The organism is Candidatus Arsenophonus nilaparvatae, assembly GCF_045346035.1.
GTDB lineage: Bacteria > Pseudomonadota > Gammaproteobacteria > Enterobacterales > Enterobacteriaceae > Arsenophonus > Arsenophonus nilaparvatae.
In genome coordinates this window covers 913,969-928,397 of record NZ_CP158507.1, presented here as the reverse complement: position 1 = coordinate 928,397, position 14,429 = coordinate 913,969, and the positions used below count along the sequence as shown (strand labels likewise).

General features: G+C 40.1%; 12 protein-coding genes. 1 reads left to right on the top strand and 11 read right to left on the bottom strand.

The features are described from left to right. Nucleotides 1-76: 76 nt before the first annotated feature. Complete coding sequence (secA, locus tag WH390_RS04500; protein WP_032115246.1) at nt 77-2,788, bottom strand: preprotein translocase subunit SecA; 2,712 nt, start codon at nt 2,786-2,788, stop codon at nt 77-79. A gap of 134 nt (nt 2,789-2,922) precedes the next feature. Then, entirely contained in the window at nt 2,923-3,426 is a 504-nt protein-coding gene (gene secM, locus WH390_RS04495; RefSeq protein WP_032115245.1) for a secA translation cis-regulator SecM, read from the bottom strand. 34 nt (nt 3,427-3,460) lie between these two features. Here secM and WH390_RS04490 point away from each other — a divergent pair, with 34 nt between their 5' ends. Beyond that, nucleotides 3,461-3,979 carry a DUF721 domain-containing protein gene (locus tag WH390_RS04490; protein WP_032115244.1) on the top strand — a complete coding sequence of 173 codons (519 nt, stop codon included), beginning with the start codon at nt 3,461-3,463 and terminating at the stop codon, nt 3,977-3,979. Nucleotides 3,980-4,072: 93 nt separating this feature from the next. On the opposite strand, the gene lpxC is transcribed toward WH390_RS04490, so the two are convergent. The 9 genes from lpxC to murD form a co-directional block, all read right to left on the bottom strand. Beyond that, nucleotides 4,073-4,990 (bottom strand): UDP-3-O-acyl-N-acetylglucosamine deacetylase, encoded by a 918-nt coding sequence (gene lpxC / locus WH390_RS04485; protein WP_032115391.1) that lies wholly within the window; start codon nt 4,988-4,990, stop codon nt 4,073-4,075. A 96-nt stretch (nt 4,991-5,086) separates the two neighbouring features. Further along, entirely contained in the window at nt 5,087-6,253 is a 1,167-nt protein-coding gene (gene ftsZ / locus WH390_RS04480) for a cell division protein FtsZ (RefSeq protein ID WP_032115243.1), read from the bottom strand. Nucleotides 6,254-6,307: 54 nt separating this feature from the next. Further along, nucleotides 6,308-7,564, bottom strand: a complete 1,257-nt coding sequence (gene ftsA / locus WH390_RS04475; protein ID WP_032115242.1) for a cell division protein FtsA — start codon at nt 7,562-7,564, stop codon at nt 6,308-6,310. A gap of 49 nt (nt 7,565-7,613) precedes the next feature. After that, a complete protein-coding gene (ftsQ, locus tag WH390_RS04470) occupies nt 7,614-8,411 on the bottom strand; it encodes a cell division protein FtsQ (RefSeq protein WP_032115241.1) in 798 nt (265 codons plus the stop codon). A 1-nt stretch (nt 8,412) separates the two neighbouring features. Continuing rightward, nucleotides 8,413-9,333, bottom strand: coding sequence for a D-alanine--D-alanine ligase (locus WH390_RS04465; protein WP_406850695.1), 921 nt, complete (start codon nt 9,331-9,333; stop codon nt 8,413-8,415). Then, on the bottom strand, nt 9,326-10,759 hold the full coding sequence (murC, locus tag WH390_RS04460; protein WP_406850721.1) for a UDP-N-acetylmuramate--L-alanine ligase: 1,434 nt from the start codon (nt 10,757-10,759) through the stop codon (nt 9,326-9,328). The genes WH390_RS04465 and murC overlap by 8 nt, the downstream gene beginning before the upstream one ends. Before the next feature lie 103 nt (nt 10,760-10,862). After that, a complete protein-coding gene (gene murG, locus WH390_RS04455) occupies nt 10,863-11,930 on the bottom strand; it encodes an undecaprenyldiphospho-muramoylpentapeptide beta-N-acetylglucosaminyltransferase (protein ID WP_032115239.1) in 1,068 nt (355 codons plus the stop codon). Continuing rightward, a complete protein-coding gene (gene ftsW / locus WH390_RS04450; protein ID WP_032115238.1) occupies nt 11,927-13,117 on the bottom strand; it encodes a cell division protein FtsW in 1,191 nt (396 codons plus the stop codon). The genes murG and ftsW overlap by 4 nt, the downstream gene beginning before the upstream one ends. After that, on the bottom strand, nt 13,114-14,427 hold the full coding sequence (gene murD / locus WH390_RS04445) for a UDP-N-acetylmuramoyl-L-alanine--D-glutamate ligase (RefSeq protein ID WP_032115389.1): 1,314 nt from the start codon (nt 14,425-14,427) through the stop codon (nt 13,114-13,116). The genes ftsW and murD overlap by 4 nt, the downstream gene beginning before the upstream one ends. Between the last annotated feature and the right edge of the window lie 2 nt (nt 14,428-14,429).

Genomic DNA, 14,429 nt, shown 5'->3' with positions numbered 1-14,429 from the left:
AATTACTTTTGAAGTTTACAGTAAAAGAGCGGATATATTTTCCGCTCCTGTTTTTAATTGTTTTAGCAACTGAGCTTTAACCTAAGCTACCATGACAATGCTTATATTTTTTACCTGAGCCACATGGACAAGGTTCATTACGACCAATTTTATGGCCTTGGGCCGCCATTTGAGCTTCTGTTTTTGACATCAATGCTTCATTTTCAATTTCATGGCTCAGGTGCTGCTTTTTCATAAGACGTTCTGCCTCTTCACGTCTTTGCTGATCAAGTATAGCTACTTCCTCTGGTAATCGAACTTCTACTTTGCTTAATGTGCTAATTACTTCATATTTCAGAGTTTCTAGCATATTGGCAAACATACCAAATGACTCGCGCTTATATTCCTGTTTTGGATCTCTTTGTGCGTAACCTCGTAAATGAATACCCTGGCGCAAATAATCCATTGCAGCCAAATGCTCTTTCCATAATGTATCAAGAGTTTGTAACATGATGCCCTTCTCAAAATTACGCATCATCTCACTACCTACAATTGTCTCTTTTTCCTTATAAGCTGCAACCGTTTTTTCTAGAATACGTGCACGCAAAGTTTCTTCATGTAATTCGGGTTCTTTATCCAACCATTCTTGAACAGGTAATTCTAAACTAAAATCGTTGCTTAATCGCTTTTGTAAACCATCAATATCCCACATTTCTTCCAAAGATTGGGGAGGGATATAAGCATCAATAGTTACGGTTATAACATCTTCACGAATACTGTCAATCGTTTCACTAACATCACCACCATCTAATAAATCATTGCGCTGTGAATAGATAGCTCGACGCTGATCGTTAGCAACATCATCATATTCCAAAAGTTGTTTTCGAATATCAAAGTTACGGCTTTCAACCTTACGTTGTGCATTAGCAATTGCTTTCGTTACCCAAGGATGTTCAATCGCTTCACCAGGTTTCATACCCAATTTACGCATCATTCCTGCCACTCGATCAGAGGCAAAGATACGCATCAAAGAATCTTCCATTGAAAGATAAAAACGGGATGAACCGGGATCACCTTGGCGTCCAGAACGCCCACGTAATTGGTTATCAATACGACGGGATTCATGGCGTTCTGTACCGATGATATGTAAACCACCAGCAGCAATTACCGCTTCATGCCGCTCTTGCCATGCTGTCTTTATTTTATCAATTTGCTCCTGACTAGCGTCCTCTAGTTTATTGATTTCTGCTTGCCAGCTGCCTCCTAATACAATATCTGTACCTCGCCCCGCCATATTAGTTGCAATAGTCACTGAACCTGCCTGCCCGGCTTCAGCAATAATATCTGCTTCCATTGCATGGAACTTAGCATTTAAAACATTGTGTGCAATTTTAGCTTTAGTTAGTTCCTGAGAAATTAGCTCTGATTTTTCGATTGAAATAGTACCTACTAATACCGGTTGGCCTCGGCTAGTACATTCACGAATATCATCAATAATGGCAGCAAATTTGTCCGCTTCAGTCATATAAACTAAATCAGGTAAATCATTACGGATCATCGGACGATTAGTTGGAATAACAATTGTGTCCAATTTATAGATAGATCTAAATTCGAAAGCTTCTGTATCAGCAGTACCGGTCATACCGGCGAGTTTTTCGTATAGCCGAAAATAATTTTGGAAGGTAATTGATGCCAATGTTTGATTCTCATTTTGTATTTCAACACCTTCTTTTGCCTCAACAGCTTGATGCAATCCATCTGACCAACGGCGTCCTTCCATTGTCCGTCCAGTATGTTCATCAACAATAATAATCTGACCGTCTTTAACAATATAATCTACGTCCCGGCTGAAAAGTGCATGAGCACGTAGGGCAGCCATGACATGGTGCATAAGCATAATATTAGCTGGAGAATATAATGACTCCCCCTCTTCCATTAAATTCGCTTTCGCTAATAATTGCTCAATTAATTCTAATCCACGTTCTGTCAATGTAACTTGACGTGATTTTTCATCAACAGAAAAATGACCTTCTCCTTGAAAAGTGTCTGAATCTTCTTTTTCTTGCTGCTTAAGATTAGGGATTAGTTTATCCACTTTTTTGTATAGATCTGAACTATCTTCTGCCGGTCCTGAAATAATCAATGGGGTACGAGCTTCATCAATTAAAATAGAATCAACCTCATCGACTAATGCATAATGGAGTTTACGCTGCACACGCTCTTCCGGACTAAAAGCCATGTTGTCACGCAGATAATCAAAACCATATTCATTATTAGTCCCATAGGTAATATCTGCGGCATAGGCTTCACGCTTCAATGTAGCAGGCATACCAGGTAAATTAATACCGACTGTCATACCAAGAAATTCAAACAATAGCCGATTATTTTCTGCATCACGCTTAGCTAAATAGTCGTTTACAGTAACAATATGGACACCCTTACCCGTTAAAGCATTTAAATATGCAGGTAATGTAGATGTTAATGTCTTTCCTTCACCAGTACGCATCTCTGCAATACAGCGCTCATTGAGTACCATCCCCCCTAGCAACTGAACATCAAAATGCCGCATATTAAATACCCGTTTACTGGCTTCGCGAACGGTGGCAAACGCCTCTGGGATTAAATCATCTAATGTTGCACCTGATTTAAGGCGCTGGCGAAATGCATCAGTCTTGGCTTTAAGTTCTTGGTCGGAAAATTTTTCAAATTCAGGCTCTAACTGATTAATAATATCAACAAATTTACCTAAACGACGTAAAGTACGATCATTACGACTACCAAAAATTTTTGTTAGTAACTTAGTTAACATAAATATTTTTTCTCAATTAAGGCGGTGTTCTTGTTAGAATCCGCCTATATTATCTATTTTAAACCAATATAATTAATATATTCAGTTGAACAATGGTTGCTATAAGAATCAACGAAAAGTCTATGAAATTTGTGTTAAGGCCCAGCTCGAATACCCTGACCCCAAGCAACCCATAGCGCAGTTTGGTAGGTAACGTGGTAAGAAGATTGTGTTAATAAATAGCTGAAATTTTGCTCATTTGGATGAAAAACACTCAAATTAATCATAGAGTAAAGAGTGTCAAGCATATTATAAAGCGAAATTGGTTTGTTGTGCGCACTTAAGTTGGCATCCAGCTGCTTTTGTGTCTCTTGGGCTGAAAAAACAAAAGTCAGCTGACGGATCATATTACGTAAAGCATGCTGATGCCAATAATTTGCGCCACAATTATAAAAAATACGATATTTACTGGCAGCTATTAGATGATCTAATGCTAAATTTTGCTGATAATGGGGTAATAACTGGCTAGTATGTGACATATTTTCAGTCACTTTTGCCAAAGTTGTAGGTATACCAATACTAGCCGTTACAATACCTAATAGCAGGTGCGGCCAAAAATATCGTTTACCAAAATGTCGACAAAGATCTAATATATTCATTAAATATCATATAATATAAGAGTTGGAGTAAAAAATGCGCGATAGTTATCCCCAATCTTTAAATATTTTGTTAAAAGAGAGCAACCTTGAGTCCAATACCTTACAAACGATTCAACAGCGCGCGCAGGCATTAATTAAACTCAATAATACTGTTATCAGCCTACTTCCTATCGAGTTAAAGGCTTGGTGTCGAGTCGCTAATTATCGTCAACATATTCTTATTCTAGAAGTTACAAATGCTAGCCGAAAAGTACGACTAAACTATGAACTTCCTACGCTACTCTCAACATTACGTAACACTATTTTACCATCTTTATCTTCAATCAACATAATGATTAATCCATCATTATCATCTAAAAATTCAAAAAATTGCTTATCATTTCAGCAAATAGCTATAAAACCATCAAAACAGATAATAAGCCAGCTAAGCAAAGAAAGTGCAAAGACAATTCGTAACCTAGCAAAAAGAAGTCCAAAAAAACTAAAGGAAAAATTAGAGCGGCTAGCTGCATTGGCCGGAGAGAATACCAAAGCAACTAGCAATAAAGATTAGTGTTGAGTAAAAAGCATCAACGAAAGTAACGTAAGAGAGAGAATAATCCACTGATGTACCATAGTTAGAATATCCTGCTTAAAATAATATATCTCAGATTATTATTGTCGAAGGTGTTTTAAATGCGACTGGCATTTCAGATTCATCTTCGAACGTCACCATATCCCAAGCAGATTCCGTCGCTAAAACAGCCTGCAATAATTTGTTATTCAATGCATGGCCTGATTTATACGCGGTAAACGCAGCAATGATATTATGACCACACATAAATAAATCACCAATAGCATCTAGCGTTTTATGACGTACAAATTCATCTTCAAAACGCAAGCCATCTTCATTTAATACGCGATAATCATCAACAACAATCGCACAATCAAAGCTACCGCCCAAACATAACCCTTTAGATTGTAAATACTCAATATCACGCATGAAGCCAAACGTACGCGCACGGCTAATATCTCTAACAAAAGATTTTGCCGAAAAATCTAATTTATAACGTTGAGTACTACTATTAATAGCAGGATGATTGAAATCGATAGTGAAATCTAAGCTAAATCCATTATAAGGTGCTAGCTCAGCCCATTTATCACCATCTGTAACTCGGACACTCTCTTTAATACGAAGAAATTTCTTGGCGCTGTTTAACTCTTCAATGCCTGCATCTAACAATAAAAATACAAAAGGCGCAGCACTTCCATCCATTATTGGAATTTCTGGTGCATCTACCTCAATGATAATATTGTCAATTCCTAGCCCTGCTAATGCAGCATTCAGATGTTCTACCGTTGAAATACGTACATCATCTTCATTGACCAAGCAGGTACATAGCATAGTATCACGTACCGATTTTGCCTCAGCCGGGAAATCAACCGGTGGATTTAAATCTGTACGGCGGTAGATGACCCCGGTATTGGCCGGTGCTGGACGCAATGCTAAAGTGACTTTCTTGCCAGTATGTAAACCGACGCCCGTCGCTTGAACAATACGTTTTAGTGTCCTTTGTTTGATCATCATTTTCTCTCACATCGTTAACAGTCTTGCTAATCCTCACTCCAGGATTAGCAAGATATTTTAGCACAAAAAGCAGAGAAACCAATCAATTGTTAACTAATCAGCCTGTTTTCTTAAAAAAGCTGGAATATCAAGATAGTCCGGCTCTTTATTTGATTGCATATTTTGCTCATTCACCACTTTAGCAGCAGATTTTTCCTCTGTTAACGGCATCATAGCCGGCATTGAGCCTTGCATCTGCTGATAACGCTGCTCTAGCGATGATTTTTGGGCTGTTTTGTTAGTAACCAATGTGATTTCTGGCCGCTTATCCATACCAATTCCTGTAGCAACCACGGTCACCCGTAACTCATCATTCATTTCAGGATCCAGTGAAGTACCGATAACAACTGTTGCATTATCAGAGGCAAATGCACGAATGGTATTACCCACTGTTTCAAATTCATCAAGCCGTAAATCAAAACCTGCGGTAATATTAACTAATACACCACGAGCGCCCGATAAATCGATATCTTCCAACAAGGGGCTGGAAATTGCCATTTCTGCCGCTTCTTCAGCTCGATCTTCACCTCGTGCTACGCCTGATCCCATCATAGCATAACCCATTTCAGACATGACGGTACGAACATCTGCAAAATCGACATTCATTAAACCTGGACGAGTAATCAGCTCAGCAATGCCTTGAACCGCGCCTTTCAACACATCATTGGCGGCACCGAATGCATCTAGCAAAGAAATACCGCGTCCAAGCACTTTTAATAATTTATCATTCGGAATGGTAATCAAGGAATCAACATGCTTAGACAGTTCTGAGATCCCTGTTTCAGCAAATGCCATGCGTTTTTTACCTTCAAAGTTGAAAGGTTTGGTCACAACCGCTACCGTCAGTATACCAAGCTCTTTAGCAACTTCGGCTACAACAGGGGCTGCGCCGGTGCCCGTACCACCACCCATACCAGCAGCAATAAAGACCATATCTGCCCCATCAAGCGCATTGCGCAAGGCTTCACGATCTTCTTCAGCGGCATTACGACCAACTTCAGGATTCGCTCCTGCTCCCAAGCCTTTAGTAATACCATTGCCGATCTGAATAGTTTGTCCTACTGCTGTTTTACGTAATGCCTGAGCATCTGTATTAACAGCAAAGAATTCAACACCTTCGATGCGTTCACGCACCATGTGTTCAACGGCATTGCCACCGCCACCGCCAACGCCGATGACTTTAATCACCGCGTCATTGGTTAATTCCATTGGTTCAAACATAATCTCTCTCCGTTTTGTGCCTTATATAGAAGCGAAGATTTGCTTCTTACAAAATTAAAATTCTTTTCTCAGCCAACTAGTGATTTTATGAAACCAACTACTCACTGATGTACGCTTATCCATTTCGGCTTCATTCCCAATATGAGTCTGTTTGCCGTAATGCAGGAGCCCGACAGCTGTGGAGTAATAAGGCTCCTGTGCATAGTCCGTTAAACCAGTTATATTTAATGGCTTACCGATGCGTACCTGAGTATGGAATACTCTTTGGGCACATTCGACTAGACCATCAATTTGAGCACCGCCTCCTGTTAAGACAATACCCGCTGCCAGATGATGTTTAACACCTTGCTGACGTAATTGTTCTTGCAATTTCAAAATCTCGTCATTTACTAAGTTTAGCAACTCTGTGTAACGTGGCTCGATAACTTCAGCTAATGTTTGACGTTGTAAACTTCTTGGCGGCCGTCCACCTACACTTGGTACCTCAACATTTTCGTCTTTACTAACAATAGTACCTAATGCGCATCCATGGCGAACTTTTATTGTTTCCGCATCACTAGGGGGAGTACCAAATGCATAAGCAATATCACTTGTCACGACATTACCAGCATAGGGTATAACCTTGGTATGGCGCAGTGCACCGCCAGTATAAACGGCTATGTCCATAGTTCCTCCGCCAATATCGACGACACATACCCCCAATTCACGTTCATCTTCCGTTAAAACGGAATAACTTGACGCTAAACCGGCAAAAATTAATTGATCTACTTTTAAACCACAACGTTCAACTGCTTTGACAATATTTTTGGCCATATCATTATGGCAAGTAATTAGATGTACCTTAGCTTGCATACGTACACCTGAAAGTCCTACTGGATTTTTAATTCCTTCTTGATAATCAATCGCATATTCTTGTGGTATAACGTGTAAAATTCTATGCTCATCACGGACCCGGACAGATTTAGCAGTATGAACTACGCTATCTACGTCATCTTGAGTAACTTCATCCTCAGAAATAGGCACCATACCTATTTCATTTTGGCAACTAACGTGCTTGCCAGAAAGCGCCAGATAAACCGATGATATTTGGCAATCCGCCATCAATTCTGCTTGATCAATAGCTCGCTGCACACATTTAACGACTGATTCCAAATCATTCACACCGCCTTTATCCATCCCTCGAGATGGACAATTGCCGACACCAATAATATTTACCATCCCATCAGGCAGAATTTCACCAACCAGCGCAGAAACCTTGGAAGTTCCAATTTCAAGACCAACTACTAATTTTCTGTCCGTCGTTTTAATCATCGTTAATTTGCCTGTATCTGATCAATCAGCAGTCTCAAACTATTTCAATTCAGTGTGTAACAGGTTCGGCTAAAAGTGGTAACCAACCTACCGCAGCACCGCTACCATATCGCAAATCTATATATCTAAGACGTTTATCTGTCACTTGTTTTAATAGTGGATAAAGCTCAACAAAACGGTTTAATCTTTCTTTAATATCCTGTTTACCGATATTTAATCGAATATCATTCGCTAAAACTAATTGCCACGCGCGTCGTGCAGTCATTGATACTGACTTAATGCTAAAATTATGTGGCGCTAGTTGCTGTTGCATAACACGATACATCTCTAATACTTCTTGCTGGCTGCCTTGTGGACCATATAGCATTAGGAAATTACCTTTAACATTTAGTAACGCTGGTAAGCTAAAAACAGAACCTTCTGAATTAATAAAAAAGGTATCATTCCATTTGGCATAAGGCTTATATTCCACTAAATGAATTTTTAGTTCATCCGGCCATTGTTTACGTACCGTAACTTGCCTTATCCATGGCATGGTTTTTATTTGATTCTGGATCGCATTCACATCAATAGTCATAAATGTACCCGGCATACCTAGTGCCAATATTGCTTTTCTAACATTATCATCACGGGTGTAAAGGCGTTCTCCAGTGATCACCAGCTTGGAAATAGGCAATCGATTAACGTCTTTCATCCAATTTAATACCATCCACCCACTCCATATAATAGTACCCAATACTATCAAGAAGAAGATAATGCCTGCCAAATAAGAACCATTACTTCGGCCGCCATCGTTGTGACGCTCTTTAGGTTCTTTATTATGAACGTTCAATGATGCCTGCGGCATATTACTTAGCCAATTCCAAAATCTTTTTAGCTAACTGTGAAAAACTCATTCCTGCTTGTTTGGCAGCCATCGGTACTAAACTATGACCGGTCATTCCCGGTGAGGTATTAATTTCTAATAAATAAAAAATACCATTGTTATCCCTCATGACATCAACGCGTCCCCAACCAGTACAACCAACCGCCTTATAAGCCGCTAACGCTAATTCATTCAATTGTTGTTCTTCTTCAGTTTTCAACCCACTAGGACAAAAATATTGTGTTTCATTAGAGAGATATTTGGCATCATAATCATAAAAAACGCCTACCGGTTGAATACGAATCGAAGGCAGTACCTGCTCCCCTACAATTGCCACGGTATATTCAGGCCCATTTAGCCATTTCTCAATCAGCACATCTTTGTCATAACGAAAAGCAAACTCGAGCGCTATTCTTAATTCAGGCAAAGTGGTTACTTTACTCATACCAACGCTTGAACCTTCAAGACTTGGCTTCACAATAAGCGGTAAGCCCAAATGATAAACAGACTCAAAAAGCATTTCATCTGACATCATTGCTAACTGTTGTTTCTCCAGTGCTATATAGGGTGCAATCGGTAAACCTATCCCCGTCCATAACTGTTTAGTACGTAGCTTGTCCATCGAAAGTGATGAAGCTAAAACACCACTACCGGTATAGGGTAAACCTAAAAATTCTAAAACCCCTTGCACCGTGCCATCTTCACCACCGCGTCCATGTAATGCGATAAAAACTCTATTATAACCAGCTTCTTTTAATTTGATGACAGCAAAATCTTTAATATCAACTGGATAGGCATCTATTCCAGCATCACGCAAACCATTTACTACCGCCTCACCAGATTGCAGTGACACCTCTCTTTCGGCTGAATTTCCGCCTAAAAGCACGGCAACTTTATCAGCCATGATCCTTTCCCTCATTTGTTAGCATTGGCCGTAAATCTGTGTCAGCCAAATTACGTGCTATCTTGCCGATATTACCAGCTCCCTGTATAAGTATCAGGTCATTATCTTCGATAATTTGTGCTAATGTTTCGCTAATTTGCTCATGTTCAGCGACAAAAATAGGATCCAATTTGCCTCGATTGCGAATTGTCCGACATAATGAGCGACTATCTGCACCAGGAATAGGCTCCTCTCCTGCCGGATAGACATCTAGCATTATCAATACATCAACCTGCTCTAAAATATTGGCAAAATCATCATATAAATCACGCGTGCGAGTATATCTGTGAGGTTGAAAAACCATCACGATACGTTTATCTGGCCATCCTTCTTTTGCTGCTTTAATAGTAGCATTAACTTCTGTTGGATGGTGACCATAATCATCCACCAGCATAACGCTACCTTTTTTGCCATTAACTTCAGCTAAAGGGAAATTACCTAAGAAATCAAAACGTCGACCCGTGCCTTGAAATTTTTCTAGCGCAGTCAAAATAGCACTATCATCAATTCCTTCTTCCGTCGCTACCGCAATAGCCGCAGTTGCATTTAATGCATTATGACGACCTGGTGCATTCAAGATAAACGCTAAATCAGTTCGGTTTTCTCGCGCTACAGTAAAGAAACCTTGATTGCCTCGTTGTTCATAGGATTTAATGCGCACATCTGCGTCATCACTAAAACCATAAGTGGTAATATAACGACCTATTTGCGGTAGCAGCGAACGCACCACAGGATCATCGATACATAATATTGCTCGACCATAAAATGGCAGATTATGTAAGAAACTAATGAAAGTCTGTTTTAATTTCTCAAAATCACCATCATAAGTCTCCATGTGATCTGCTTCTATATTTGTTATAACAGCAACTAGTGGTTGTAAATGTAAGAAAGAAGCGTCACTCTCATCGGCTTCTGCAATTAAATAGCGGCTAGTCCCTAGACGTGCATGAACTCCTGCTGCTTTCACTAATCCGCCATTGATAAAAGTTGGATCTAACCCTGCTTGCGCATAGATGCTGGCAATCATTGCGGTAGTCGTTGTTTTGCCATGGGTTCCTGCGATAGCAATCCCATGACGAAAACGCATTAATTCAGCCAACATTTCAGCGCGTCGAATGACCGGAATACGAGCTTCGCGTGCTGCAATAATTTCTGGATTATCGGCAGCGATTGCCGTAGATACGACAACAACGCAAGCATTTGCAACATTCTCTGGTCGGTGATTAAAATAAATTTTTGCGCCAAGCTCTATTAATTGCTCAGTAACCGTATTAGGTAACAAATCAGAACCACTAATTTCATAACCTTCGTTAGCCAATACTTCAGCAATACCGCCCATGCCAGCACCACCAATGCCAACAAAATGGATATGCCTAACTCGATGCATTTCAGGCACTGTTGCTCTTAATTTGGCTAATTGTTGTGTATTCACTTTACTCTCTTCACTATTTCTATCGCTGATTTCAACATTCTGCAATGTAAAATCGGTTTCATTTAGCAACTTCAATTAAGGTTGCCGCCACACGTTTAGTTGCGTCAGTAATCGATGTCGCTCGTGCTTTTTTTGCCATATCCAATAACTGCGGACGCGACCATTGATTTAATTGATTCACCAACGCATCCGTTGAAAATTGCGGCTGCTCAACAATTTTCGCTGCTCCAGCCTTCTCTAACGGTAACGCATTCCAGTACTGTTGCCGATCTTTATGCTGAAAAGGAACAAAAATTGCTGGTAAGCCGGCAGCAGCAACTTCACTTACCGTTAAAGCACCTGCTCGACAGATGATGATATCAGCCCAAGCATAAGCCTCAGCCATATCATCAATAAATTCAGTTACTTTATAATTATCTGATTTACCACATAATTTTTTATATAAAGTTTCCGTCATTTGCTGAGCACCTTTGCCCGCTTGATGCCAAATAGTCACCTTTCCATCTAGTTGAGCGGCTACTTCGGGTAATGTTTGGTTTAAAATTCTTGCCCCTTGACTACCCCCTATCACTAAAATTCGAATAGCGCCATCACGATCAATTAAACGTTCTTCGGGTTCAGGTAAGGCTAATACCGTCTCCCGAACTGGGTTTCCGACTACCGTAGCATTAGGGAATGCACTTGGAAATGCTTGTAAAACACGCTTAGCAATTTTAGCTAACCACCGATTAGTTAAACCTGCTACCCCATTTTGTTCATGCAGTACAATTGGAATATTAGATAACCAGGCAGCAATACCGCCCGGGCCAGAAACATATCCTCCCATGCCTAATACGACATCAGGTTGATAACGCTGCATAATCACTTTTGCCTGCTTTATTGCTTTAATAATTTTAAACGGAGCTACCAGCAATGCTTTGATACCTTTACCACGTAAACCAGAAATGTTTATAAATTCAATCTCAATGCCATGCTTAGGAACTAAATCTGCCTCCATCCGGTCAGCAGTTCCTAACCAACGAACATCCCAACCTTGTAGCTTTAAATAATTAGCCACTGCCAGTCCGGGAAAAACATGTCCTCCAGTACCGCCTGCCATCACCAGGAGGCGTTTTGGTTGGCTCATTTCGTTCTCCTTACAAATGCTTGTGCTCTCTTAAGGCGTGTTTCAAAATCGATACGTAACAAGATAGCAATGGCAATAAACATAATTAATAAGCTAGAGCCGCCATAGCTAATTAACGGTAGTGTCAATCCTTTAGTTGGTAACATTCCGGCTGCAGCGCCAACATTAACCAACGCTTGGAAAGTAAACCAGATACCGATTGAACAGGCTAGATAACCGGAAAAATGTTGCTTTGCATCTAATGCCCGCTTGCCAATCATCATGCTGCGAAAAGCAACGAAAAATAACATTACAAGCACTAACACAACACCGATATAACCAAGTTCTTCCGCTAAAACTGAGAAAATAAAATCAGTATGTGCTTCAGGCAAATATTCTAATTTTTGGATAGAATTACCTAAACCTTGGCCCCATAATTCACCACGCCCAAACGCCATCAAAGATTGTGTTAATTGATAGCCACTGCCAAAAGGATCCGCCCATGGATTGAGAAAAGAGGTTATTCGACGCAAACGATAAGGCTCAAAATAGATCAAGCCAATAACACCTACCGCACAAATAACAATACCGATAATAAACGGTGCTAATCTAGCACCTGCCAGGAATAGCAGTGCTAAAGTTGTCACAACCAGCACAATTACTGTACCTAAATCAGGTTGTAATAGCAGTAAAATAGCCATTAATATTAAAATGCACATCGGTTTGATAAAGCCCAAAAACCGCGTTCGCACCTCATCGGTTTTTCTGACTAAATAACTCGATACATAGCAAAATAAGGCTAATTTTGCGATCTCAGCCGGCTGTATACGGACAATACCGGTATTAATCCAACGAGAAGCTCCATTAACTGAGCTTCCGGCAACCAATACCACTAATAACAATATTAGGGAGGTTATCAATAATAAAAAATTATATTTTTCCCACCACACCATTGGAATATTTAAGACTAATAAAGCTAAACCAAATGATAAAATAAGATAGATAACATCGCGTTTAGCAAAGAAAAAAGGATCTTGCGTTAAACGCTGCCCAACTGGCATCGATGCTGATGTCACCATAATAAAACCAATTATAGCCAGACCTAATGTAAGCCAAACCAAAGTACGATCATAAAGGATCGTATCCAGAACATCGTTATCCGGCTCACCGTTAGCCCAATTTGCTAGTCGTTTGAAGTTAAATATCATTCTTGACCTAACTCCTTTGCTAATTGGCTAAATCTATCACCCCGTTGTTCAAAGTTACGAAATTGGTCGAAGCTAGCACAAGCAGGCGAAAGAAGTACCATATCACCGGCTTTCAATTCTGGTGCGATGGCGCGCAGACATTGCTCCATTGTATCTAGTAACAAACTATTCGGTTTTAATTGTGCCAATTGATAACCATCACGGCCAAAACAGCACAATTTAATGTTTTTTGCTGAGATATAGGGTTTTAAAGGTGAAAAATCTGCTGACTTTCCCTCCCCACCCAATAATAAATAAAGCGTTCCAGCTACTTGTAAACCTTTTAAAGCGGCTTCTGTGCTGCCAACATTCGTTGCTTTAGAATCATTAACCCATTGAATACCTTGATTCTGATGAACTAATTGGCAACGATGAGGCAAGCCTGCATATTGAGTTAATGCCGTTAAACTTGCTTTTCTTGGAATCTTCACCGCATCCGCTAAAGCCAGGGCAGCCGCGCCATTAAGATAGTTATGCTGCCCAACTAACCGTATTTTAGCGGTATCAATAATTGGTTGCCCTTTTATTTGTAGTTCTTGGCAACGTGTATTTAATTGATAATCCCCACTATTAATGCCAAAACTGATACAACGTGCATCACGGCCCAATAGTGGCCAAGTTTGTGGTTCTTGTTCATTAATAATACAAACTTTAGCGCCAGCATAAATTCGTAACTTAGCCGCGCGGTACTGTTCAACACCTGTCGGATACCGATCCATATGATCTTCTGTCACATTTAATATGGTTGCTACCGCAGCCTTTAAACTTGATGTTGTTTCAAGCTGAAAACTAGAAAGCTCTAATACATACAAATCATAATCTTTTGCTAATAATGTCAGCACCGGCGTTCCAATATTGCCACCAACTGCCACTTGCCAATTAGCTGCTTTTGCCATTTCACCAACTAATGCTGTAACCGTACTCTTACCATTAGAACCGGTGATAGCAACTATCGGTTTATCTATTTCACGACAAAAAAGTTCAATATCACCAATAATTTCGATACCTTTATCTGCGGCTTCTTTTAATTCTGGAGTAGCAAGCGAAATACCGGGGCTTGTAACGATCAAATCAGCCGCCATCAACCATTCACTATTCCAACTACCACAGTGACAGACGACTTCCGCCGGCAATTTATCCTTACCTGGCGGTGTTATTCTGGTATCAATTACGCGTGGCACAACCTGGCGAGAGAGAAAAAAGTCGATACAAGATAGACCTGTCTGGCCTAACCCGATGATGACAACTTTTTTGCCCTGATAATTAGCCATTA